Raw genomic sequence first — 22950 nt, 5'->3', positions numbered from 1 at the left:
TCCAGGTCCGTGGGTTGTCGAACACCCCGGCGGGGCGCCCCGCGTCCATGGTGCGGGGCTTGGCTTAGGCCGATCTTAGGCGCCCGCGAGCAGCTTCTTCAGATCGCCCGCCAGCGCGGCCGCGCCGCTGCCGTAGCGGTTGTACAGGCGGATGCGGCCCTGCGGGTCGTACACGTAGCTGCCGGCCGAGTGGTCCATGGTGTAGCTCGTGGGCGTGGGGCCTTCGACCTTCTTGTAGTAGATCTTGTAGCTCTTGGCCAGCGCGGGCAGTTCGCCGGGGGCCGCGTAGAGGGCGAGGAAGCTCGGGTCGAAGCTGGCCACGTACTGCTTCATGACCTCGGGCGTGTCGCGCTCCGGGTCCACGCTGACGAACAGGCCCTGCAGGCGCTCACCGTCGGCGCCGAGCAGGCGCTTGGCCTCGGCCAGCTCGGTCATGGAGGTGGGGCAGACGTCGGGGCACTGGGTGAAGCCGAAGAAGATCACGACCGCCTTGCCCTTGAAATCGGCCAGGGTGCGCGGCTGGCCGTTGTGGTCGGTGAGCGAGAAGCCGGTGGCGTAGTCGGCGCCGGTGATGTCGATGCCGGTGAACGCGGCTGGCGCATCGGCCTTGTCGCTGCAGGCGGTGAGGGCCACGGTGCCCAGGCTCAGGGCGAGAAGTTGTCGACGGTTCATGACAGAGGACTCACAAATAGTGATCAACCAGCAGCGCAGCAAACAGCACCGCGAGGTGGATCAGGGAAAAGCGAAACGTCTTGCGCGCGAGCGCGTCGGAGTAGTTGCGCCAGAGCGCGAAGGCATAGCCGCAGAAACCGATGCTCAGCGCCACCGCGACCACGAGGTAGATCCAGCCGCTCATGCGCATCACGAAAGGCATGAGGCAGGCGGCGAACAACACGAAGGTGTAGAGCAGGATCTGCAGGCGCGTGAACTCGGAGCCGTGCGTGACCGGCAGCATGGGCAGGCCGGACTTGCGGTAGTCCTCCACCCGGTACAGGGCCAGCGCCCAGAAGTGCGGCGGCGTCCAGAGGAAGATGATGAGGAACAGGATCAGCGCCTCGGGCGACACCACGCCGGTCATCGCGGCCCAGCCCAGCACCGGCGGCATGGCGCCCGAGGCGCCACCGATCACGATGTTCTGCGGCGTGAGCGGCTTGAGGATCACGGTGTAGACCACCGCGTAACCCACGAAGGTGGCGAAGGTGAGCCACATGGTCAGCGGGTTGACCCAGAGGTAGAGCACGGCCGAACCGGCGACGCACAACACGGCCGAGAAGGTGAGTGTCTTGCCGTTGGTGAGCTGGCCCTTGGCGGTGGGGCGCCAGGCGGTGCGCTTCATCTTCGCGTCGATGTGCTGCTCGACCACGCAGTTGAAGGCCGCGGCGGCACCAGCCACCAGCCAGATGCCGAAGCAGGCGATGGCCGCGAGCTGCACCTGGGCCCAGGTGGGTGCGCCGGGCACGGCCAGCACCATGCCGATGAGGGCGCAGAACACGATGAGCTGGATCACGCGCGGCTTGGTCAGCGCGTGGTACTGGCGCCAGACCGAGGGCAGCGCGGCGGCAACAGGAGGGGTGGACGCGGTGCTCATCGGATCGGTGTGGACAGGTGCAGGGAAGTGGCGGACGAAGCGGCATCGCGCTGGCGGGCGCGGCGCGTGCCGCAGAGCGCGCCGGTGAGCACGATCACCAGCGCGGCCGCGCCGCCGGTGTGGCCCACGGCGGCCAGCAGCGGCCAGTCGAGCACCACGTTGGTCAGGCCGCTGGCGAACTGCCAGGCGGCCAGCAGGAGCAGCGCGCGCGCGGCGGGGCGCATGCCGTCCACCGACCACAGGCGCCAGCCCAGCCAGAGCATGGCGGCCAGCACGAGGTAGGCCATGAGGCGGTGCACGTAGTGGATGGCGGTCAGCGCGGGGAAGGTGATGAGTTCGCCGGTGTGGTTCTGGCCCAGCTCGCGCCAGAGCGTGAAGCCCTCGCGGAAGTTCATCGCCGGCCACCAGCTGCCCTGGCAGGTGGGGAACTCGCCGCACACCAGCACGGCGTAGTTGGTGCTGACCCAGCCACCGAGGGCGATCTGCAGCCACAGCAGCACGAACACCGCGCCCAGCGCCCAACGCAGGCGGCCCGGCAGCGGCACGGGGCCGGCGTGGCCCGGCTCGGCCAGCGCGTAGCCCACCGACTGTGCGCGCAACAGCGCCAGCAGACCGAGGCCGCCGAGCAGGTGCAGCGTGACGATGGCGGGGAACAGCTTCATGGTCACGGTCAACGCGCCGAACGCGCCCTGCAGGCAGACCCACACCAGCGTGACCAGCGGCCACACGTAGGACACGCTCAGGCGCCTGCGCTCGACCCAGCTGACCATGGAGAGCACCAGGATCAGCACGCCCACGGCGGTGGCGAGGTAGCGGTGGATCATCTCGATCCAGGCCTTGGAGAAGGTGACCGGGCCGTGCGGCATGGCTTCCTGCGCGGCCGCGATCGAGGTGCTCGCGCCCACCGGGCTCACGCTGCCGTAGCAACCTGGCCAGTCGGGACAGCCCAGGCCGGAGTCGGTGAGGCGCGTGAAGGCGCCGAACAGCACGAGGTCGAAGGTAAGGAACAGCGTGATGAGCGTGAGCACCCGCAAGCGATGCGCGGGGGGCGCATGGCGGTTGCGCAGCCACACCCAGGCCAGCGGCCCGAGCGCGATCACCACGCCCAGGAGCATCAGGCGCGCCACCGGCGCGAGGTCGTACAGGGGTTGGGCGTCCATGTCAGTTCGCGGGGCGGCCTTCCTTGTCCCAGGACGAGGAGGCGCGCAGCAGGCGGTCCAGGTCGCGCTTGGCCTGCTTGGGGTCGAGCTTGGCGGGGAAACGCATCATCCAGTTGCCCAGCGGATCGACGACGTACAGGTGGTCCTCGATCTTCTGGCCGGGCGCGGGCTGAAGCCAGCCGGCCACGGCCTGCGGGTCCACCTGCAGCACCACAGCGGGGGCCGTGGCCTTCTGCAGTGGCTCGGGCAGCGCGGCGTCCCCGGTGCGCAGCCAGACCCAGTCCAGCCGGTCCTTTTCGCGGCCCAGGGTTTCGCGCAGCTGGCGCTGCAGGTACAGGTGCTCCACGCAGGCGTCGTTGCAGGCGCTGTCGGCCACGCTCACGAGCAGCCACTGGTCCTTGAGGCTGCTCATGGGGACGGCGCGGCCTTGTGCGTCGGTGCCGGTCCAGGTCGGCAGCGGGCGCTGCGGGTCGATCAGCTCGCCGTAGTTCTGCCGGCCTTCGGGGCGCACCACGTAGTACATGAAGTACGACGCGATGACCGGCGCGGCACACACCAGCATCAGGCCCAGCATCTTCCAGCGGCCCTTGCGCGTGCTGGCCGCCGCGTCCGCGCTGGCCTGGTCCAGTTGCGGCAGGCTGTGCACGGTCAGGGTCAGGGGTTCATCGGGCGTCTGTGCCATGGGATCTGCGCTTTCGGCGGGGGGAGAGGATTTGGAACCAGAGATAGAGACAGCCCGCGAGGGCACACAGGGCGAACCACTGGAAGGCGTAGCCGTGGTGCTTCTGCACGTCGATCGCGACGCGCGGCCACTCGCGCAGCAGGCCATCGGCGGCGGCATCGGTCTGCAGCACGGACACCGCCAGCAAGGGCAGCCCGGTTTCCTGCGCGAACGCCGCAAGGTCGATATTTTGCCGGATCACCCCCGTGCCCGCCGCGCCGAGCTCGTATAGCTTGCCGGGCGGGGGGGCCAATCGGCCTTCCAGCCGCACCTGGCCCGCCGGGGTGGGGACCTCGGGCACGCGGTTGCGGTCGGTGAAATCGCGCGGCACCCAGCCGCGCTGCACCAGCACCACGCGCTCGCTGCCCTCGAGCCGCAGCGGCGTCACCACGAAGAAGCCCACCCGCGTGTTCATCTGCCGGTTGTCCAGGAACACGGTGCGCCCGGGCACCCAGGTGCCGCTCAGGCGCACCGGCCGGTGCACGCCGGCCGTGGCATCGGCCGCGCCCAGGAGCTGCGGCGTGTCCCACGCGGACAGCCCGCCGCGCTCGTTGATCTGTGCCTCCAGGGCCAGCTTCTGCGCGGCGCGATCGAGCTGCCACAGACCCAGCGAGGCGGTCGCCGCCATGGTGAGCGCGGTCGCCGCGGTGACGACCCAGAAGCGCCAGGTGGAACCTCGCATGATCAAGCAGCCCCGACCCGGGCGCGGATAATGGCGCCCATGAAGTACCTGGTCATCGTGGCGTTCATTGCCATCCTCGGAAGTCTCGCCGCCGCGCTCGTGTACATGATGCGGGGCGGCAGCAACACCGAAGAAGACGGCACGCCGCGCAAGAACCACATGGCTCGGGCGCTGGCGTTTCGGGTCGGTTTTTCCATCCTGCTCTTCATCGTGGTGCTCATCAGCTACCGGATGGGCTGGATCCAGCCCACCGGCTTGCCCCTGCGCGGCTAGAACAGCCGGGCCCTGTCAGCAAAAAAGCGCCGGAAGGCGCTTTCTTGTGGCGGGTGTCCGGGGAAGGTGGATGCACCACCATGACCGTTTACATCCAGTAGACGAGGATGTACAGGCCCAGCCACACCACGTCCACGAAGTGCCAGTACCAGGCCGCGCCCTCGAAGCCGAAATGGCGCTCGGCGGTGAAGTGGCCCTTCTGCAGGCGCAGGGTGATGAACAGCAGCATCAGCATGCCCACGAACACGTGGAAGCCGTGGAAGCCGGTGAGCATGAAGAAGGTGGAGCCGAACACGCCCGAGGAGAGCTTGAGGTTCAGGTCGGCGTAGGCGTGCGCGTATTCATAGCCCTGCACGAACAGGAAGACGATGCCCAGCAGCACGGTCATCCACATGAAGGCGATTGTCTTGCCGCGGTTGCCGACCTGCAGCGCGTGGTGGGCAATGGTCAGCGTCACGCCCGAGGTCAGCAGCAGCGCGGTGTTGATGGTGGGCAGCCAGAACGGGCCCATGGTCTGGAAGGGCTCGACGATGCCACCGGGCGACGCGGTGGCGCCGGCCTGCAGGCTGGGCCAGACGGCCGAGAAGTCGGGCCAGATCAGCGCGTTCTCGATGTTGCCCAGCGCCGGCACGGAGTGCGTGCGCGTCCACCACAGGGCGGTGAAGAAGGCGCCGAAGAACATCACCTCCGAGAAGATGAACCAGCTCATGCTCCAGCGGTACGAGAGGTCGATCTTGTGGCCATACATGCCGCTTTCGCTTTCACGCACCGACTCGCTGAACCACTGGAACAGCACGAACAGCCAGAACACCAGGCCGAACGCCAGCGAATACGCGCCCCAGCCGTGGCCGTTGATCCACTGCCCGGCACCCAGGATGACGAAGAAAAGGCCGATGGCGGCCATCACCGGATGGCGCGAGGGTCCAGGGACGAAGTAGTAGGGCGTCGTGCCGTGGGTTGCTGCTGACATGCTCACTCCTGTTGTGCTTTCGCTTGTATCTAATGTCAAAAATCAAAAATCGTCTCGGGTCGCCGTGTCTCAGCCGACGACCCAGTTCACCACCACGATCAGCACCGCCACGAACAGGATCGCCATGCCCACGCCCACCGCCATCAGGTGCAGCGGGTTGAGCTTGGCGATGTCCTTCTGGTAGTCGGCGTTGCGGCGCACGCCGAGAAAGCCCCAGGCCACGGCCTTGACCGTGTCGATGAAAGAGCCCTTGCGTTGGTGAGCAGGTGTGGGTGTGGTCATACGTCCCCCGTGGGTTTGAGCGTGGCCGGGCTTTGGGCCTGCGGCGCGTCATCGGTCGGCGCGGCCGGCACCTTGCCGCCCACCTCGAAGAAGGTGTACGACAGGGTGATGGTGGACACGTCCTTGGACAGCCGGGGATCGATGACGAAGGCCACCGGCCATTCTTTCTTCTCTCCGGCCTGCAGGGTGTACTGCGTGAAGCAGAAGCACTCGAGCTTGTTGAAGTGCGCGGCCGCCTGTTTGGGGGCGTAGCTGGGCACCGCCTGTGCCGCCATCGTGCGGTTCTGGATGTTCTGGAACTCGTACATCACCGTGGTGAGCTCGCCCGGATGCACCTGCAGCGAGCGCACGGCCGGCTTGAAGTGCCAGGGACCACGGGCGTTCGTGTCGAATTCGACGGTGATGGTGCGCGTGCGGTCCACCTGCGTGTTCGCAGGCAGGCTCGCGGCACCGGGCACACGCAGTTCCGACACCGCCAGCACGTTGATGCCCAGGGCCTCGCAGATATGCCGGTAGATCGGCACCAGCGCGTAGCCGAACGCGAACATGCCCAGCGCGATCACGCAGAGCTTGCCCACCATCTTGAGGTTTTCGCGCTGAACGGCCATGGTCAGAAGCCCAGCAGGAAGCGTTTGCCCACGAAGCCGAGGAAGAACACCACGGCCACGGACGCGAGGATCAGGCCCAGGCGGCGGTTGTTCTTCTTCTGTTCGGGTGTCATGGCGTTGGCAGACATGGCGTGAAAAGGCTTAGCCGATCACCTTGGTGGCGGTCGCGTCGAGCTTGGGCGGGTTTTCGAAGGTGTGGAACGGTGCCGGCGACGGCACTTCCCACTCCAGGCCCACGGCGCCTTCCCAGGGGTTCTGGGGGGCCTTCTCGCCCTTGCCGCGCATGGCGGGCACGACCACGGCCAGGAAGAAGTACACCTGCGCCAGACCGAAACCGAACGCGCCCACCGAGGCGATCGCGTTGAAGTCGGCGAACTGCATCGGGTAGTCGGCGTAGCGGCGGGGCATGCCGGCCAGACCCAGGAAGTGCATCGGGAAGAAGGTGATGTTGAACGAGATCATCGACCACCAGAAGTGGATCTTGCCGCGCGTTTCGCTGTACATCACACCGGTCCACTTGGGCAGCCAGTAGTAGATGCCCGAGAACATGGCGAACAGCGAGCCGGCCACCAGCACGTAGTGGAAGTGGGCCACCACGTAGTAGGTGTCCTGCATCTGGATGTCGATCGGCGCGACCGACAGGATCAGGCCGGTGAAGCCGCCGATGGTGAACACGAAGATGAAGCCGACAGCCCACAGCATGGGGGTCTCGAAGGTCATCGAGCCCTTCCACATGGTGGCGATCCAGTTGAAGATCTTCACGCCCGTGGGCACGGCGATCAGCATCGTGGAGTACATGAAGAACAGCTGGCCCGTCACCGGCATGCCGGTGGTGAACATGTGGTGGGCCCACACGACGAAGGACAGGATGGCGATGGAGCCGGTGGCGTACACCATGGAGGCGTAGCCGAACAGCTTCTTGCGCGCGAAAGCGGGCACGACCTGGCTCACGATGCCGAATGCCGGCAGGATCATGATGTAGACCTCGGGGTGGCCGAAGAACCAGAAGATGTGCTGGTACATCACCGGGTCGCCGCCGCCGGCGGGGTTGAAGAAGCTGGTGCCGAAGTGGCGGTCGGTCAGCGTCATGGTGATGGCGCCGGCCAGCACGGGCATCACGGCGATCAGCAGGTAGGCGGTGATGAGCCAGGTCCAGCAGAACATGGGCATCTTCATCAGCGTCATGCCGGGTGCGCGCATGTTCAGGATGGTCACGATGATGTTGATCGAGCCCATGATCGAGGACGCGCCCAGGATGTGCATGGCGAAGATGCCGGCGTCCATCGAGGGGCCCATCTGCAGCGTCAGCGGCGCGTAGAGCGTCCAGCCGGCGGCGGGTGCGCCGCCGGGCATGAAGAACGAGGCCACGAGCATGATGGCCGCGGGAATCATCAGCCAGAAGCTGAAGTTGTTCATCCGCGCGAAGGCCATGTCGGATGCGCCGATCTGCAGCGGGATCATCCAGTTCGCGAAGCCCACGAAGGCCGGCATGATGGCGCCGAACACCATGATCAGGCCGTGCATGGTGGTGAGCTGGTTGAACAGTTCGGGGTTCACCAGCTGCAGGCCGGGCTGAAACAGCTCGGCGCGGATCAGCAGGGCCAGCACGCCGCCCACCATCAGCATGGTGAAGGCGAACAGCAGGTACAGCGTGCCGATGTCCTTGTGGTTGGTGGCGTAGACCCAGCGGCGCCAGCCCGTGGGGGCATGGTGGTCGTGGTGATCGTCGTGGCCGTGTGCGTCGTGGTGGTCAAGAACTGCACTCATGGTCGATTCCTTTGAGACTCAATGTTTTTCTGTCAACAGATCACTTGCGGGCGGCCAGCACTTCGGCCGGCTGCACGATCTGTTCGGTCTTGTTCGACCAGTTGTTCTTGGCGTAGGTCATGACCGCGGCCAGCTCGGTGTCGGACAGCTGCTTCCAGGCCGGCATGGCGCCGCCTGCCGCACCGTGCAGCAGCACATTGATCATCTTGGCGTGGTCGGTGTCGGTCACGATCGCGGAGCCATCGAGGGGCTTGATCGGGCCGGCGCCCTTGCCGTTGGCCTGGTGGCAGGCCGCGCAGTTGGCGGCGTAGACGGACTCGCCGCGCTTGACCAGGTCGGCCAGCGTCCAGACCTTGCTCGGGTCATCGGCGGCAGCGGCCATGGCCTTCTGGCGCTCGGTCACCCAGGCGGTGTATTCCTCGGCCGACACCACCTTCACGTGGATCGGCATGTAGGCGTGCTCCTTGCCGCAGAGTTCGGCGCACTGACCGTAGAAGTCGCCGGTCTTCTCGGCGCGGAACCAGGTGTCGCGCACGAAGCCGGGAATCGCATCCTGCTTGACGCCGAAGGCCGGCACCATCCAGGCGTGGATCACGTCGTTGGCGGTCGTGATGATGCGCACCTTCTTGTTCACGGGCACCACGAGCGGGTTGTCCACCTTGAGCAGGTAGTCGTCCGTGGCTTCGGGCTTGCCGCTGTTGGACATCACGCGCTGGTTGTTGTCCAGGGTGGAGAGGAAACCGATGCCCTCGCCCTCGCCCTTGATGTAGTCGTAGCCCCACTTCCACTGCATGCCCGTGGCCTTGATGGTCAGGTCGCTGTTGGTGGTGTCCTTCTGGGCCACCAGCACCTTGGTGGCGGGCAGGGCCATGCCGATGACGATGAGCAGCGGGACGATGGTCCAGCCCAGCTCCACCCAGATCGGCTCCGGCAGCTCCTGGGCCTTGTGCCCGGCCGCCTTGCGGTGCTTCAGGATGGAATAGAACATCACGCCGAAGACGATGACGAAGATGACGGCGCACAGGACCATCATGAACCAGTGCAGCCAGTGCTGCTCCTCGGCGATGCGGGTCACTGGGGGGTGGAAGTTCAGCTGGTTGACCGCCGGGCCACCAGCGAGGTCCTTGACCGCCTGAGCAGCGACCGTGGACCAGGCGCCTGCGCCCAAGGCCAGCGTGGTTGCCACGGCGCGGATCGTGGCCCACCGGTTTCGCAGGGAATGCACCTTTTTATTCGTCGTACTCACTTTAAGCGCCTCAAATATAAGTATTGATTTATATCAATGCCGATTAGAACAAATTTTCCGGGCACACCTACCCAAAACCCCACCATCACGCGCCACGCAAGGCCTGGCGTATCTCCCGCGCCAGCACCGGCCGCAGTTCGGGGCGCAGAAAGCGCCCCACCCTCACCGACTGGCCGCCGCAGCGGAGTTCGATCATCTGACCGTCGCCTTCGCGCGGCTCCACCTGCACCCACTCACGGGCGAACTCGCACCGCTTCGTCCGTCCCGCCATCTCCTGCTCCACCACCAGCCGGCCTTCCAGCAAGCGGATGCGTTCGCCGTCGGTCGCGTGGCGGGCATAGGCCAGAAAGGCCACCGCCACCACGATCAACTCCAGCACCGCGAAAGGCAGCACCAGCGTTGCACCTTGCGACCAGAAGAATCCGGCCACACCCAACGACACGACACACATGGAGGCATAGAGCCATCCCAGTTGTGCGGGCGTGACCGAACAGTTGCGCTTCAGCGACCACTCCATGCCTTGTTCAGACTCGGTCGCGAAACGATGAGCGTTGCAGGTAAGGTTCACCACCCACCACCGGTTCAAGCCGCGCTGCGCCCGAAAGCGCGCGCGTTGACGCAGGGAAAATCCCCTTGAAACTTGGATCGCCTCCAATTGTAGCGGCGAGAAGGGTGCCATCCGGCCGCAAAGCCGCCCCATCCGACTCGGACAATGCGGTATCCCCAGGCGAGAAACGGCCCGCCGCCAGCCCGGCTCAGCCCCTGCGGCCCCGCAGCATGGCGCGCATGTCTTCCATCGGCACCGTCGTCGCAGGCCCCATGGGCACTCGCGGCGTGGGCTTGAAGGCGTGGCCGTAGATGATTTCGAAGGTCAGCAGCAGCCGGCCGTCGGCCGCGCGCGGCAGGCCCGTTTCGATCGCCTCGCACAGCCGCGCACGCCAGCCCCGCGACCGACAGGCGGCAAACCGGCCCGAATGAAGGTTGCGGCCCAGGCTGCGCAGCTCGGCCAGCAAGGGCTCCGCCCCGCTGTACGAGAGGGTGATGCGCTCCATGTCCATCACCGGTTCGGCAAACCCGCTGTGCACCAGCATGTCGCCCCAGTCGTGCATGTCGGTGAAGGCGTGGGCCGGCTCGGGCCAGCCTTGTGCCGCGTACACCACGCGCAGTTCGCGCAGGCTGTCCGGCCCCAGGCAGGAGAACATCAGGAAGCCGTTGGTCTCGATGTGTGCGTTCCAGCGCTTGAGCAGCGTTTGCGGCCGTGGCTCGGTGTGCAAGGCCATGTTGGCCCAGAGCATGCCCACCCGGGTGTCGGCGTTCGCCGCCTGCGGGCCTCGGCTGCGCCCCCAGTTCAGGGGGTTCCAGCCCGGCCCGCCCCCTTCCCGGGTGGCCTGCAAGGCCTCGGGCAGGCGCTGTGCGGCCACGTGGCAGGGCGCGTCGGGCAACTGAGCCCGGAGCTGCTGGTGCGCGAGCAGCCCGCCGCCCACGGGCTCCCAGTGCATCCAGCTGGCGGGCGGCTCGCGGAACCATTTCAGGCGTGCGGCCATGCGCGAGGCCACCTCTTCGTGCAGCCACGGACTGGTCGTCGCGGCGCGTTGCTGCCAGCGCAGGGCCGCGACCGGGTCCATGCCGGGCACGGGGGTTTCAGTGGGGGTGGAGGTGTTCAAACGGGATGCCGGCGGGCGGGACAACAAGGCCGCGCCAGTATATTGGCCCCATGCTCAACCCCTGGCGCACGCTCTGGAATTCCCTGCCCGGCACCTGCCAGGTCTGCGGCGCCTGGCCATCGAGCGCGGTGTGCGAGGCCTGCGCGGCGCGGTTCCAGGACGAGGCGCCCCGCTGCACGGCGTGTGCCGACCGCGTGCACGTGGACGTGCCGCTGTGTGGGGCCTGTCTCACCCGGCCCACGCCGGCCGCGCTGCACGCCTGCGCGGCGGCTGTGGACTATGCCTACCCTTGGGACGGCCTCATCGCCCGCTTCAAGTTCCGCCAGGAGCCTGGCTGGGCCGGGCCTTTCGCGCGGCGGATGCTGCAGGCACCGCAGGCCGGCGCCCTGCTCTCGTCATGCGACCTCCTCGCCCCCGTGCCACTCACCCCGGCGCGCCTGGCCGGGCGCGGCTACAACCAGGCCTGGGAGCTGGTGAAAGCCCTGCGGCGCGCGAGCACGCCTGCCGCCCGGGCGCCGGCCCTGGCCGAGGCGCTGGTCCGCCTGACCGAGACCCCCGACCAGCACAGCCTGCCCCGCGAGCAGCGCCTGCGCAACCTGCAAGGCGTGTTCGCCGCCCACCCGTTGCACGCGCCCCGGCTGCACGGCCGGCACGTGCTGCTGGTAGACGACGTGACCACCACCGGCGCCACACTGCAGGCAGCGGCCCAGGCCTTGCGGCAGGCAGGGGCGGGCCGGGTCAGCGCGCTGGTGTTCGCGCGCACGCCGGCGCGGTAAGCTCGCCCGCCACCATGTTCCACATCGTCCTCGTCCAACCTGAAATCCCGCCCAACACCGGCAACGTGATCCGGCTCAGCGCGAACACCGGGTGCACCCTGCACCTCATCGAGCCCCTGGGCTTTTCCATGGATGACCGCCACATGCGCCGCGCGGGGCTCGACTACCACGAGTACGCCGACCTGCGCCGCCACGCGGACTGGGCCAGCTTCCTGCAGACCGAAGCGCCGGACCCGCAGCGCATGTTCGCCTTCACCACCCGAGGCAGCCACAGCGTGTTCGACAACGCCTTCCAGGCCGGCGACTGGCTGGTGTTCGGCTCCGAGACGCGCGGGCTGCCCGACGCGCTGCGCGAGTCCTTTCCCCCGACGCAGCGCCTGCGCCTGCCCATGGTGGAAGGCCAGCGCAGCCTGAACCTGTCCAACGCCGTGGCGGTCACGGTGTTCGAGGCCTGGCGCCAGCGGCAGTTTGCGATGCCGGTTCCGTGACGCAGGTCACGCAAGTGGCGGGAGGCACAGATCACATCGCGCGCGAAACGCGCAACATAGGCTTGCCAACCTGATCGGGACCGCGCGGCTCCACACCCTGTGGGCGGCGGCCCGATCGCCACTCTGCGCATCACGGACCGCCTGCATGGAGACCGCCCTGATTTCTGTCCTCACCCGGATCTTCCGCGTGAACCTCGCGTCTCGACAGCGCGCGCCCAGAAGCCCCAGCCTCAAGGAGTTGGCGCGCATCCGGCGCCATCTCGAGCGCAGCATCGAGGACTGCCCCGGCACACCCGCGATCCGGCTGCGCAAACAGATCGATCAGGCCCACACGCCGCAGGAACTCTGGCTGCTGCGCAACGACGCGTACCAGCTCATCTCGCAGCGGCACAACCAGTCGGTCGCCGCCGAGCGCATCAACCGGCTGATTCAGTACTTCGAAGGCTGGCTCGAGCCCAAGCAGCTCATCCGCATCAAGTAGGCAGGCCTGCCCGCGCGCTCAGGGGTACTGGCGCACCAGCGATTCGGCGAAGCACACCGGCTTGTCGGCCCCTTCGCGCTCCACCACCACACCCCAGGTCATCTGCTGCCCACCCTGTTCGATGGGCTCGATGGCCTGCAGCGTCAGGCGCGCGCGCAAACGGCTGCCCACCGGCACCGGCGCGGTGAAGCGCACGCGGTTCAGGCCGTAGTTCACCCCCATGCGCGTGTTCCGGATATCGAAAGAGGACTCGAAGAACACCGGCAGCAAGGACAGCGTGAGAAAGCCGTGCGCGATCGGCCCACCGAATGGCCCGGCCTTGGCGCGTTCCACGTCCACGTGGATCCATTGGTGGTCGCCGGTGGCCTCGGCGAAGCGGTTGACCTGCTCCTGGGTGATCACCACCCATTCGCTGACGGCCACTTCCTGGCCCACGCAAGCCGCCAGATCGGCCAGGGATTCAAAGGTTTTCATGCGAGCCACTGTATCGCCGGCCCCGCTCCGCGCGTGTCGGGCCGGCGACACGGCACCGCCGAGTGTCAGCGATCAAGCCACTCGCAGATGCCCTGCCACTGCTTGAGGTCCTTCTCGACCCGGCTGGGCGTGACGTCGAACAGCGTGAGCCCGCGCGCCGCGAGGTGCACGTAGTTCTGCGTGTCGCGCAAGGCGCCCAGCACCGGCAGGCCCAACCCGGTCACGAACTCACCGAGCTTGTCGGCCGCGATGGTGCGCATGTCCACCCGCATGCCGACGATGCCCACCTGCAACTGGCCCGCGCGGCGGGACTCGGCCAACTCATCGATGAAGGCGCGCGTGGCGTAGATGTCGAAGATGCTGGGCTGCAACGGCACCAGCACCTTGTCGGCGATCTTGAGCACGTCCTTGAAGCGCCAGCCATGCAAACCAGCGGGGGTATCGAGCACCACGTGCGTGACGTCCTTGGGCGGCCGCGCGATCAGGTCCTGCGAAACCTCCCAGGTCTGGATCGGCCGGGCCTCGGGTGGGCGCAGGCGCAGCCAGAGGGCCGACGACTGCTGGCGATCGGCATCGCCCAGCATGACCGAGTGACCCTGGCGGGCAAAGTAGCCGGCGACATTGGTCGACAGCGTGGACTTGCCAACGCCTCCTTTGGGATTCGCAACCACCACGATGGGCATGAAAAGCTCCTTTGTGTGCGGGACGCCCCACACGGACAGCGTGATGGGGAGGGGGGTATCGGGCGCTATGTTATCGCCACCGCGTCCCACACCAGTTTGCAACCGGTCAGGAACATCCCCACATAGATGAGCCGGTAGAACAGCCGAGGCTCGATGCGCTTGGCAATGTAGACCCCGAGCCAGACCCCGAACGGGGCGAACGGCAGAAGCGCCAGCGAGGTCGCCATGTTGCGCAGATCGAGCAGACCCAGCCAGGCGTACGGCACCCATTTGGCGAGGTTGACGAAGAAGAACAGGTAGGCCAGCGTGCCGGTGAAGACCGCTGGCGACAGACGCATCGGGATCACGTAGGCGTTGAGCGGCGGCCCACCGGCGTGCGCCACGAAGCTCGTGAAACCCGAGGTCACCGTGAGCAGCGCGCCCACCCAGCGCGGCGGCGGCGCGCTGTCGGGGCGCGGCGGAAACAGCAGGCGCTGCGCCAGGAACACCAGGGTGAACACGCCCACCATGCCCGCCACCACGCGGGAATCCAGCCATTTGAAAAGCAAGGCCCCGACCACGAGGCCGACCAGGCTGCAGGGCACGAGGAACATCAGCAGGCGGCGGTCGAAGTTCTTGCGGAAGGCCGCCATGCCCAGCAGGTCCATCAGCAGCAGCACCGGCATCAGGATGGCGGCGGCCTGCGGCACCGTGACCGCCAGGGCCATCAAGGGCACGGCCAGGGAACCAAAGCCGGCGCCAAAGCCGCTCTTGCTGATGCCCAGCAGGAGCACCGCGGGAATCGCGACGAGGTAGAACGAGGGATCGGTGATGAGCGGGAAGTTCAAGCGCGCGATTGTCGCCGCAGGCGAATGCCCTTGCCTCCCGCCCGGCGAGAATCGGCGCATGCACAACATTCAGTTCTGGGGCGAGACCCTGCGCCTGCTGGTCGAGCTGGCGGCCACGGTGGCCTTTGCACTCTCCGGCATCCTCATGGGCGCGCGCATGCGGCTGGACGCCGTGGGCGTGGCGGTGGTGGGCTTCCTGGCCGCCTTCGGCGGCGGCACCCTGCGCGACCTGCTGCTCGATCAGCGCCCGTTCTTCTGGGTGCGCCACGTCGAGCTGCTCTGGGGCGTGCTCGGGCTGTGCGTGCTCGCCATGGTGTTCCTGCGCGGGCGCCACATGAAGCTCACCGAGCGGGCCATCCAGTGGCCCGATGCGCTGGGCCTGGGCCTGTTCACCGCCACCGGTGTGCACCAGGCCCTGCTGCTGGACATGCCGGCGCTGGTGGCCGTGCTCATGGGCCTGATCACCGGCGTCTTCGGCGGCGTGCTGCGCGACGTGGTCTGCAACGAGATCCCCACGGCCTTCAAGGACCACCGGCCCTATGCGCTCTGCGCCTTCGCCGGTGGCTGGCTCTACGTCGGGCTCTGGGAGATCGAGGCCCCGGGCTGGATCGCCCTGGTGGCCTGCGTGGTGTTCACGGCCGGCCTGCGCGGCCTCGCTCTCTGGCGCAACTGGCAGCTTCCCGCGTGGAAGTTGTAGGCCCCCACGCTCCGCCGCTGCGCGGGTCGCTGCCCCCGAGGGGGCTGAGCCCGGCCTTGGGGCGGTCCGGCGGCGGGCTCGCCCTCAGACCCTCAGACCTTTTCGATCACGAGCGCGATGCCCTGGCCCACGCCAATGCACATGGTGCACAGCGCGTAGCGGCCACCGGTGGCGTGCAGGCGGTTGACCGCCGTGGTCGCCAGCCGCGCGCCGCTGGCGCCCAGCGGGTGGCCCAATGCGATCGCACCGCCCCAGGCGTTCACGCGCTCGTCGTCGTCCTTGAGCCCCAGCATGCGCAGCACCGCCAGGCCCTGCGCGGCAAAGGCCTCGTTCAGCTCGATCACGTCCAGCTGCTCCAGCTTCAGCCCGGTGAGCGCCAGCACCTTCTGTGTGGCCGGCGCCGGGCCAATGCCCATCACGCGCGGCGCCACGCCGGCCGTGGCCATGCCCACGATACGGGCCTTGGGCGTCAGGCCGTTCTTCGCCGCCGTGGCCTCGTCGGCCAGCAGCAGCGCGCAGGCGCCGTCATTCACGCCGCTTGCGTTGCCTGCCGTCACCGTGCCATCGGGGCGCACCACGCCCTTGAGCTTGGCCAGCGCTTCCAGGCTGGTCTCGCGCGGGTGCTCGTCCTTGTCCACCACCAGCGGATCCCCCTTCTTCTGCGCGATGGTCACCGGCGTGATCTCGCGCGCCAGGTGACCCGCCTTCTGCGCGGCCACGGCCTTGATCTGGCTGGCCAGCGCCATGCGGTCCTGCGCCTCGCGCTCGATCTTGTAATCGGTCGCCACGTTCTCGGCCGTCTCGGGCATGGAGTCCACGCCGTACTGGGCCTTCATGAGCTTGTTGACGAAGCGCCAGCCGATGGTGGTGTCGTAGACCGCGTTGGCGCGGCTGAAGGCGCTCTCGGCCTTCGGGCTAACGAAGGGCGCGCGGCTCATGCTCTCCACGCCGCCGGCGATCATCAGGCCGGCTTCACCGGCCTTGATGGCGCGCGCGGCCGAGCCCACGGCGTCCAGGCCGGAGCCGCACAGGCGGTTGATGGTGGCGCCGGGCAGCTCCAGCGGCAGGCCGGCGAGCAGGCCGGCCATGCGCGCGACGTTGCGGTTGTCTTCGCCGGCCTGGTTGGCGCAGCCAAAGAGGATGTCGGCCACGGCGGCCCAGTCCACGCCGGGGTTGCGCTGCATCAGCGCCTTGAGCGGGATCGCGCCGAGGTCGTCGGCGCGCACGCTGGAGAGGGCACCGCCGTAGCGGCCGAAGGGGGTGCGAATCGCGTCGCAGATGAAGGCTTGGTTCATGTGTGTTCTCCTCAGGTCAACCTGCGACTGTACCCAAGCCGGGCGCAGGGGTGCGCGGCATGCGGGAGAATCCCCGCACCATGTTCAGCCCATCCCAAGCCGACGTGCGGCGTTTCTTCTGCGCCGTTCACCAGAAACAGTTGCTGCAACAACCCATGGAGGCCATCGAAACCCTGGCCGGCCAATGGATCGCCGAGCACAGCGAGTACCACGCCGAACTGTCCGACGTGGACGCGGCCCTGGCGCGCCTGGGCGAGCCCGACAGCGGCCGCGACAACCCCTTCCTGCACCTGTCCATGCACCTGTCCATCAGCGAGCAATGCAGCATCGACCAGCCCCCGGGCATCCGCCAGGCGGTGGAGCTGCTGGCCGCGCGGCGCGGCGACCTGCATGTGGCGCACCACGAGGTGATGGAGTGCCTGGGCAGCATGCTCTGGGAAAGCCAGCGCGCGGGCCGGCCACCCGACGGGCAGGCCTACATCGACGCGGTGCGGCGCAGGGCAACGCGGGACTGACCACAAAAAAACCGCTCGATGAGCGGCTTTCTTGATGGGTGGCGGCAGGTCAGCGGAAGCGCGATTGCGGCACGACCTTGAGTTCACCGTCCACCGTGGACAGGTACTTGGCGATCTCGCGCATTTCGGCCGGGGTGTACTGCTTGGCGATGCCGGCCATGATGCCGTTGGAGCGGCCGATCATGTTGTTGCCTTCGACCGTGTAGGCCTTGAGCGCGAAGAACAGGTAGTCGGCGTGCTGGCCGCCGATCTTGGGGTAGCTCGGGTCGATCGGCTTGCTGAAGTTGGCACCGTGGCAGGAGGCGCAGGCGCCCTTCTCGATCAGCGCGGCGGCCGCGGTGCTGGCGGTGCGAGGCGCTTCGGGGGCGGCCTTGTCGGCCTGCGACGCGTAGTAGGCGCCCAGATCGGCCATGTCCTGCTCGCTCAGCGAGCCCGCGATGCCGCGCATGGTGGGGTGCTTGCGGTCGCCCTTCTTGTAGGCGTGGAGCGCCGCCACGATGTACTTGTCCGACTGGCCCGAGATCTTGGGGACCTTGTGGATCTCGGGGAAGCTGTTCTGGTAGCCGACGATGCCGTGGCAACCGATGCACATTTCGGCCTTCTTGTGGCCGGCTTGCACATCACCCGTGACGCCCTGGGCCTGGGCAGCGAGAGCGACGGAGAGGGTCGCAGCGGCGACAAGGGTGCGGGCGATCGTGGACAACATTGGAATCATTTTGCAAGCACAATGAATGGAACCGGCTGAGAAAATCAACCCCTGATTATATAGACTGGTCCTCAGCCCCGGCCACACCCCCGCCAACCTTCGCACAAGGCGCTTTTTCATGAAATTCCAAGGTTCCGAGAATTACGTTGCCACGCAAGACCTGATGCTGGCGGTGAACGCCGCCATCACCCTCAAGCGCCCGCTGCTCGTCAAGGGCGAGCCCGGCACCGGCAAGACCATGCTCGCCGAGGAAGTGGCCGGGGCGCTCAAGCTGCCGCTGCTGCAGTGGCACATCAAGAGCACCACCAAGGCGCAGCAGGGCCTGTACGAGTACGACGCGGTGAGCCGCCTGCGCGATTCGCAGCTGGGCGACGAGCGCGTGAAGGACATTCACAACTACATCGTCAAGGGTGTGCTGTGGCAGGCCTTCACGGCGGACGAGCCGGTCGCGCTGCTGATCGACGAAATCGACAAGGCCGACATCGAGTTCCCCAACGACCTGCTGCGCGAACTCGACCGCATGGAGTTCTACTGCTACGAGACGCACGAGATGATCCGCGCCAAGCACCGCCCTCTGGTGTTCATCACCTCCAACAACGAGAAGGAACTGCCCGACGCCTTCCTGCGCCGCTGCTTCTTCCACTACATCAAGTTCCCCGACGCCGAGACCATGCAGCGCATCGTGGACGTGCACTTCCCCAAGCTCAAGAAGGAACTGCTGGCCGCGGCCATGAAGACCTTCTACGACGTGCGCAACCTGCCCGGCCTGAAGAAGAAGCCCAGCACCTCCGAGCTGCTGGACTGGCTCAAGCTCCTGATGGCCGAGGACATCCCGCTCGAAGCCCTGCAGAGCGCCGACAGCAAGGTCAGCGTGCCGCCGCTGGTGGGCGCGCTGCTCAAGAACGAGCAGGACACCACGCTCTTCGAGAAGCTGGTCTTCATGAACCAGCGCAACCGCTGAGCCCACCATGGACAAGCAGACCCGAAACGCATTCAAGGAAGGCCTGGCCGATGCGTCGGGCTTCGTCATCGGTTCGCTGGCCGGCTGGGCCCTGGGCAAGCAGCTGGGCCTGGACTTCTTCGCCGCGCCCGATGCCTTCGGCTGGCGCGAGATGGCCGGCCTGGGCCTGATCGCCCTGGGCTGCGGCGTCGGCAAGCTGGTGGCGCGGCGCCTGATCGCGCCACCACCGCCTCCCTCACCCTGATTTCCACGCCATGGCCTTCGTCGAACCCCTCACCCTGCGCGCCAACGGCCTTGCCCTGGTGCCGCTCGCGCTGGACCACGAGCAGGGGCTGCGCGCGGCCGCCGCCGACGGCGAGCTCTGGAAGCTGCGCATCACCTCGGTGCCCGAGCCCGGGCAGACGCGCGCCTACATCGAAACCGCGCTGCAGATGCGCGCCGAGGGCCACCGCTTTGCCTTCGCCGTGACCGACGAGGCCAGCGGTCGGGTGCTGGGCAGCACCAGCTACCACGACATCCTGCCGGCGGTGAAGCGGGTGGAGATCGGCTACACCTGGTACGCCCAGAGCGTGCAGCGCACCCATGTGAACACCACGTGCAAGCTGCTCATGATGGGCCACGCGTTCGACACGCTGGGCTGCCACGTGGTGGGCTGGCGCACCGACAACTACAACTTCGCCTCGCAGCGCGCGATCGAGCGGCTGGGCGCGAAAAAGGACGGCGTCATCCGCGGCCACGCCCTGCGCCGCGACGGCACCATCCGCGACACGGTGATGTACAGCATGCGCTCGGGCGAATGGCCCGAGGCCAAGGCCCAGCTGCTGTACCTGCGGGACATGCACGCCTGACGAACCCGGGAGATCGCCATGCTGATCGATTTCTTCTACACCCTGCGTTCGGCCAAGCTGCCGGTCTCTGTCAAGGAATACCTGACGCTGCTCGAAGCGCTGCAGGCCGACGTGGTGGGACCGTGCAACCCCGAGGCCTGCTCCATGGACGACTTCTACTTCCTGGCGCGCACCGCGCTGGTGAAGGACGAGAAGCACTACGACAAATTCGACCGCGCCTTCGCCGCCTACTTCAAGGGCGTGGAGATGATCGCGGACTTCACCAAGCCGATCCCGGCCGACTGGCTGCGCCAGGAGATGGAGCGCATCCTCTCCGAAGAGCAGAAAGCCAACGCGCCCAAGATGGACTGGGACGAGCTCATGGAGACGCTGCGCAAGCGCCTCGAAGAGCAGAAGGAACGCCACGAGGGCGGCAGCAAGTGGATCGGCACCGGCGGCACCTCGCCGTTCGGCCACAGCGGGCAGAACCCGCAGGGCATCCGCATCGGTGGCAAGGGCGGCAACAAGACCGCCGTGAAGGTGTGGGAGCAGCGCGCCTACCGCGACTACGACGACACGCAGGAACTGGGCACGCGCAACATCAAGGTGGCGCTGCGCCGCCTGCGCAAGTTCGCGCGCGAAGGCAACGACCTCGAGCTGGACCTGCCCGACACCATCCGCTCCACCGCCGCGAACGCCGGCTACCTGGACATCAAGATGATCCCGGAGCGGCACAACAACGTGAAGGTGCTGCTGCTCATGGACGTGGGCGGCACCATGGACGAACACATCCAGCGCGTGGAGGAGCTGTTCTCGGCGGTCAAGAGCGAGTTCAAGCACCTGGAGTTCTACTACTTCCACAACTGCGTCTACGACTTCATGTGGAAGAACAACCGCCGCCGCTACGCGGAGAAGTTCCCGACCTGGGACATCATCCGCAAGTACAACAAGGACTACAAACTCATCTTCGTCGGCGATGCCACGATGAGTCCTTACGAAATATTGCAACCTGGCGGCAGCGTGGAATACAACAACGAGGAGGCCGGCGCCGAGTGGCTGCAGCGCCTCACGCACGCGTTTCCGAAGTTTGCGTGGATCAACCCGGAACCCCAAGGGGTGTGGCAGTATCGACAGAGCATCAGCGTGATTCAGCAACTGATGGGCCAGCGCATGTACCCGCTGACCTTGAAGGGGCTCGAAGACACGATGCGCCTGCTCTCGAAATAACGGCCGAATGACCTTTTCCTTTCCTGGCCATGCCCGCCGGGCATGGCCTTTGCTGTTGTGCGCGACCCTGCTGTGGCCGCTCGCCACCCGCGCCCAGGAAACGGCCGCACCGGGCGCCGCCCGCGCCGCGGCCCCCGACGACACGGATGCCGACGTGCCGCGTCCGCCGCGCGAGGCGCGCACGCCAGCCGGCGCGCGCTTCGAGATCGACATGCAGGCGCCCAGCGAGGCCATGCGCGACTTCCTGCTGCGCCACATGGAAGTGCAGCGCTACCGCGAACTGCGCAGCCTCGAAGCCAACGAACTGAGCCGCCTGCTGGCCCAGGCGCCGGCCAACGTGCGCGAACTGCTGGCCACGCTCGGCCATTTCTCGCCCCAGGTCGAGGTGATCCCGCCCCCCGGGCTGGGCGATGTGGCCGCCGCCACGAGCGATGGTGACCGCACCACCAGCCCCGCCTCGCTGGGCACCATCACCGTGAAGGTCGATCCCGGCCCGGTCACGCAGGTGGCCTCGGTCACGGTGTCCTTCGTGGGCGACATCGCCACCGCGCCCGAGGCCCAGGCGCAGCGCGCCGACATCGAGCGCGAGGCCGGCCTGATCGCCGGCCTGCCCTTCTCGCAGGCCGACTGGGACCGCGCCAAGACCGCCGCGCTGCGGCGGCTGATCGCCCAGCGCTACCCCTCGGGCCGGATGCAGAACAGCCTGGCCGACATCGACACCCAGGCGCACCAGGCCCGGCTCTACATCGAACTCGATTCGGGCAAGCCCATGCGCATGGGCGAGGTGGTGGTGCAAGGGGCTGAGCGCTACGACGCTGTGACCGCCGAGCGCCTGGTGCGCCTGACCGGCCTCACGCCCGGCAGCGACTACGACCTCGAGAAACTGCAGGACGCGCAACGCCGCATCGCCGAGAGCGGCTACTACGACTCGGTCTTCGTCTACGCCGAGACCTCGACCGACGGACAGACCCTGCCGGTGATGGTGCAGCTGCGCGAGAGCAAGCGGCAGAAGGTCGTGATCGGCATTGGCGGCAGCACCGACAACGGCGCTCGCCTGTCGCTGGAACACACGCACAACAGCGTGCCCGGCATCGGCTGGCGCGCGGTCAGCAAGCTGCAGCTGGAGCGCGACGACCAGCTCGCCAGCACCGACTGGAGTTCGATTCCGAACGACGACGGTTGGCGCAAGATCGCCGGCGCACAGCTGGCCAAACAGCTCGACGACTTCACCACCACCAGCAGCCAGCGCCTGCGCGTGGGCCAGACGCAGCTCGGCGTTGAATACGACCGCAGCTTCTACCTGCAGTACGACCGCGCCCATGTGAAGAGCAGCCTGCTGTCCGCCGCGGCGCAGCAGGAAGCCAGGTCCGCCGTCAGCGTCAACTACGCGTGGACGCGGCGCCGCTTTGACGACCAGGTGTTTCCCCACCGCGGCTATGGCCTCGCGGTGGAGCTGGGGGTGGGCTACACGCTGGGCAGCAGCCGCCAGCCCTTCACCCGCACGCAGGCGCGCTGGCTCACCTACTGGCCGCTGGGTGCGATCGCTCGCGCCGCCGACCCGGTGCCCGGCCAGCCGCGCGACGTGGGCACGCCGTCGCGGCGCACGCAGCTGGGCCGCCTGGCCTTGCGCGTGGAAGGTGGTGCGGTGGTGGCGCGCGACTCGGCCCCCATCCCGGACACGCAGCTGTTCATCACCGGCGGCGACAACACCGTGCGCGGCTACGGCCTGCGCGACATCGGCGTGCCGCGCGCCGACGGCAGCATTGGGCCCGGCCGCTACAAAGGGGTGGTGAGCCTGGAGTGGCAGCGCCCGATCTTCAACGCCGACCAGCGCTCCAACTGGGAAAACGTGCTCTTCATCGACGGCGGCGCCATCGCCAACAAGGCCGGCGACCTCAAGCCGGTCTGGGGCGTGGGCACCGGCATCCGCTACAACAGCCCGGTCGGCCCGCTCCAGCTGGACCTGGCCTATGGCCTGGAGGTCAGGCGTTTCCGCATCCACCTCAATGTGGGCTTCACGTTCTGATCGGCG

General features: G+C 67.5%; 29 protein-coding genes. 11 read left to right on the top strand and 18 right to left on the bottom strand.

All coding sequences use genetic code 11. From position 1 onward, the window contains the following. Window positions 1-75: 75 nt before the first annotated feature. Genes ABSY19_RS19465 through ABSY19_RS19445 form a run of 5 tightly spaced genes read right to left on the bottom strand, consistent with a single transcriptional unit; the run spans window position 76 to window position 4151 of the window. Entirely contained in the window at window positions 76-672 is a 597-nt protein-coding gene (locus ABSY19_RS19465; RefSeq protein WP_382154941.1) for an SCO family protein, read from the bottom strand. 10 nt (window positions 673-682) lie between these two features. Next, window positions 683-1588, bottom strand: a complete 906-nt coding sequence (gene cyoE, locus ABSY19_RS19460) for a heme o synthase (protein ID WP_382154938.1) — start codon at window positions 1586-1588, stop codon at window positions 683-685. Next, the gene (locus ABSY19_RS19455) at window positions 1585-2748 is read right to left on the bottom strand and encodes a heme A synthase (RefSeq protein WP_382154935.1); all 1164 of its coding nucleotides are present in this window, start codon (window positions 2746-2748) and stop codon (window positions 1585-1587) included. Before ABSY19_RS19455 ends, cyoE begins: the two co-directional genes overlap by 4 nt. Window position 2749: 1 nt before the next feature. Beyond that, window positions 2750-3430 carry an SCO family protein gene (locus ABSY19_RS19450; RefSeq protein ID WP_382154932.1) on the bottom strand — a complete coding sequence of 227 codons (681 nt, stop codon included), beginning with the start codon at window positions 3428-3430 and terminating at the stop codon, window positions 2750-2752. Next, on the bottom strand, window positions 3411-4151 hold the full coding sequence (locus tag ABSY19_RS19445) for an SURF1 family protein (RefSeq protein ID WP_382154930.1): 741 nt from the start codon (window positions 4149-4151) through the stop codon (window positions 3411-3413). Before ABSY19_RS19445 ends, ABSY19_RS19450 begins: the two co-directional genes overlap by 20 nt. A 39-nt stretch (window positions 4152-4190) precedes the next feature. On the opposite strand from ABSY19_RS19445, the gene ABSY19_RS19440 reads away from it, so the two are divergent. Continuing rightward, the gene (locus tag ABSY19_RS19440; protein WP_382154927.1) at window positions 4191-4424 is read left to right on the top strand and encodes a twin transmembrane helix small protein; all 234 of its coding nucleotides are present in this window, start codon (window positions 4191-4193) and stop codon (window positions 4422-4424) included. An 88-nt stretch (window positions 4425-4512) separates the two neighbouring features. On the opposite strand, the gene ABSY19_RS19435 is transcribed toward ABSY19_RS19440, so the two are convergent. The 8 genes from ABSY19_RS19435 to ABSY19_RS19400 all read right to left on the bottom strand — a co-directional run bounded on the left by ABSY19_RS19435 (window position 4513) and on the right by ABSY19_RS19400 (window position 10922). Then, the gene (locus tag ABSY19_RS19435; RefSeq protein ID WP_382154924.1) at window positions 4513-5394 is read right to left on the bottom strand and encodes a cytochrome c oxidase subunit 3; all 882 of its coding nucleotides are present in this window, start codon (window positions 5392-5394) and stop codon (window positions 4513-4515) included. A 69-nt stretch (window positions 5395-5463) separates the two neighbouring features. After that, on the bottom strand, window positions 5464-5676 hold the full coding sequence (locus tag ABSY19_RS19430) for a DUF2970 domain-containing protein (RefSeq protein ID WP_291121574.1): 213 nt from the start codon (window positions 5674-5676) through the stop codon (window positions 5464-5466). After that, entirely contained in the window at window positions 5673-6284 is a 612-nt protein-coding gene (locus ABSY19_RS19425) for a cytochrome c oxidase assembly protein (protein ID WP_366834034.1), read from the bottom strand. Before ABSY19_RS19425 ends, ABSY19_RS19430 begins: the two co-directional genes overlap by 4 nt. A gap of 2 nt (window positions 6285-6286) precedes the next feature. Continuing rightward, window positions 6287-6397, bottom strand: coding sequence for a cytochrome oxidase small assembly protein (locus ABSY19_RS19420; protein ID WP_366834041.1), 111 nt, complete (start codon window positions 6395-6397; stop codon window positions 6287-6289). Between the two features lie 28 nt (window positions 6398-6425). Then, window positions 6426-8051, bottom strand: coding sequence for a cytochrome c oxidase subunit I (gene ctaD, locus ABSY19_RS19415; protein WP_291121576.1), 1626 nt, complete (start codon window positions 8049-8051; stop codon window positions 6426-6428). 40 nt (window positions 8052-8091) lie between these two features. Next, a complete protein-coding gene (gene coxB / locus ABSY19_RS19410; RefSeq protein ID WP_382163877.1) occupies window positions 8092-9246 on the bottom strand; it encodes a cytochrome c oxidase subunit II in 1155 nt (384 codons plus the stop codon). A 136-nt stretch (window positions 9247-9382) separates the two neighbouring features. After that, complete coding sequence (locus ABSY19_RS19405; protein WP_382163875.1) at window positions 9383-9814, bottom strand: DUF2244 domain-containing protein; 432 nt, start codon at window positions 9812-9814, stop codon at window positions 9383-9385. 238 nt (window positions 9815-10052) lie between these two features. Further along, window positions 10053-10922 carry a biotin synthase gene (locus ABSY19_RS19400; protein ID WP_382163873.1) on the bottom strand — a complete coding sequence of 290 codons (870 nt, stop codon included), beginning with the start codon at window positions 10920-10922 and terminating at the stop codon, window positions 10053-10055. A gap of 89 nt (window positions 10923-11011) precedes the next feature. Between ABSY19_RS19400 and ABSY19_RS19395 the strand changes: the two genes are divergently transcribed. The 3 genes from ABSY19_RS19395 to ABSY19_RS19385 all read left to right on the top strand — a co-directional run bounded on the left by ABSY19_RS19395 (window position 11012) and on the right by ABSY19_RS19385 (window position 12706). Further along, window positions 11012-11737, top strand: a complete 726-nt coding sequence (locus ABSY19_RS19395) for a ComF family protein (protein WP_382154921.1) — start codon at window positions 11012-11014, stop codon at window positions 11735-11737. A 14-nt stretch (window positions 11738-11751) separates the two neighbouring features. Beyond that, the gene (trmL, locus tag ABSY19_RS19390; RefSeq protein WP_382154918.1) at window positions 11752-12225 is read left to right on the top strand and encodes a tRNA (uridine(34)/cytosine(34)/5-carboxymethylaminomethyluridine(34)-2'-O)-methyltransferase TrmL; all 474 of its coding nucleotides are present in this window, start codon (window positions 11752-11754) and stop codon (window positions 12223-12225) included. Between the two features lie 145 nt (window positions 12226-12370). Further along, the gene (locus ABSY19_RS19385; RefSeq protein ID WP_291121580.1) at window positions 12371-12706 is read left to right on the top strand and encodes a hypothetical protein; all 336 of its coding nucleotides are present in this window, start codon (window positions 12371-12373) and stop codon (window positions 12704-12706) included. A gap of 18 nt (window positions 12707-12724) precedes the next feature. On the opposite strand, the gene ABSY19_RS19380 is transcribed toward ABSY19_RS19385, so the two are convergent. From ABSY19_RS19380 to ABSY19_RS19370, 3 genes are all read right to left on the bottom strand, one after another. Next, window positions 12725-13180: a MaoC family dehydratase gene (locus tag ABSY19_RS19380; RefSeq protein WP_382154915.1), complete on the bottom strand. Its 456-nt coding sequence runs from the start codon at window positions 13178-13180 to the stop codon at window positions 12725-12727. A gap of 65 nt (window positions 13181-13245) precedes the next feature. After that, a complete protein-coding gene (locus ABSY19_RS19375) occupies window positions 13246-13863 on the bottom strand; it encodes a ParA family protein (RefSeq protein ID WP_291121582.1) in 618 nt (205 codons plus the stop codon). Window positions 13864-13928: 65 nt separating this feature from the next. Then, window positions 13929-14690, bottom strand: coding sequence for a sulfite exporter TauE/SafE family protein (locus tag ABSY19_RS19370; protein ID WP_382154912.1), 762 nt, complete (start codon window positions 14688-14690; stop codon window positions 13929-13931). Window positions 14691-14748: 58 nt separating this feature from the next. Between ABSY19_RS19370 and ABSY19_RS19365 the strand changes: the two genes are divergently transcribed. Continuing rightward, on the top strand, window positions 14749-15387 hold the full coding sequence (locus ABSY19_RS19365) for a trimeric intracellular cation channel family protein (RefSeq protein ID WP_382154909.1): 639 nt from the start codon (window positions 14749-14751) through the stop codon (window positions 15385-15387). A 92-nt stretch (window positions 15388-15479) separates the two neighbouring features. Here the strand turns inward: ABSY19_RS19365 and pcaF are convergent, their stop codons facing one another. Next, on the bottom strand, window positions 15480-16682 hold the full coding sequence (gene pcaF, locus ABSY19_RS19360) for a 3-oxoadipyl-CoA thiolase (protein WP_382154906.1): 1203 nt from the start codon (window positions 16680-16682) through the stop codon (window positions 15480-15482). 80 nt (window positions 16683-16762) lie between these two features. On the opposite strand from pcaF, the gene ABSY19_RS19355 reads away from it, so the two are divergent. Further along, complete coding sequence (locus ABSY19_RS19355) at window positions 16763-17197, top strand: DUF1841 family protein (RefSeq protein WP_382154903.1); 435 nt, start codon at window positions 16763-16765, stop codon at window positions 17195-17197. A gap of 49 nt (window positions 17198-17246) precedes the next feature. Here ABSY19_RS19355 and ABSY19_RS19350 read toward each other — a convergent pair whose 3' ends face one another. Next, window positions 17247-17903 (bottom strand): c-type cytochrome, encoded by a 657-nt coding sequence (locus tag ABSY19_RS19350; protein ID WP_382154900.1) that lies wholly within the window; start codon window positions 17901-17903, stop codon window positions 17247-17249. A gap of 118 nt (window positions 17904-18021) precedes the next feature. On the opposite strand from ABSY19_RS19350, the gene ABSY19_RS19345 reads away from it, so the two are divergent. The 5 genes from ABSY19_RS19345 to ABSY19_RS19325 are packed head-to-tail and all read left to right on the top strand — an operon-like array spanning window position 18022 to window position 22944. Next, window positions 18022-18864: an AAA family ATPase gene (locus ABSY19_RS19345; RefSeq protein ID WP_382154897.1), complete on the top strand. Its 843-nt coding sequence runs from the start codon at window positions 18022-18024 to the stop codon at window positions 18862-18864. A 7-nt stretch (window positions 18865-18871) separates the two neighbouring features. Next, window positions 18872-19108, top strand: a complete 237-nt coding sequence (locus ABSY19_RS19340; protein ID WP_382154894.1) for a hypothetical protein — start codon at window positions 18872-18874, stop codon at window positions 19106-19108. A gap of 10 nt (window positions 19109-19118) precedes the next feature. Continuing rightward, the gene (locus ABSY19_RS19335) at window positions 19119-19712 is read left to right on the top strand and encodes a GNAT family N-acetyltransferase (protein WP_382154891.1); all 594 of its coding nucleotides are present in this window, start codon (window positions 19119-19121) and stop codon (window positions 19710-19712) included. Between the two features lie 18 nt (window positions 19713-19730). Continuing rightward, window positions 19731-20918, top strand: a complete 1188-nt coding sequence (locus ABSY19_RS19330) for a VWA domain-containing protein (RefSeq protein WP_382154888.1) — start codon at window positions 19731-19733, stop codon at window positions 20916-20918. Window positions 20919-20925: 7 nt separating this feature from the next. Further along, on the top strand, window positions 20926-22944 hold the full coding sequence (locus ABSY19_RS19325; RefSeq protein ID WP_382154886.1) for an autotransporter assembly complex family protein: 2019 nt from the start codon (window positions 20926-20928) through the stop codon (window positions 22942-22944). Window positions 22945-22950 lie beyond the last annotated feature (6 nt).

This window comes from Hydrogenophaga sp. ANAO-22 (genome assembly GCF_042466645.1).
In the GTDB taxonomy this organism is placed as follows: domain Bacteria; phylum Pseudomonadota; class Gammaproteobacteria; order Burkholderiales; family Burkholderiaceae_C; genus Hydrogenophaga.
The sequence above is the reverse complement of the archived record's forward strand: the minus strand, read 5'-3'. Positions and strand labels throughout refer to the sequence as shown.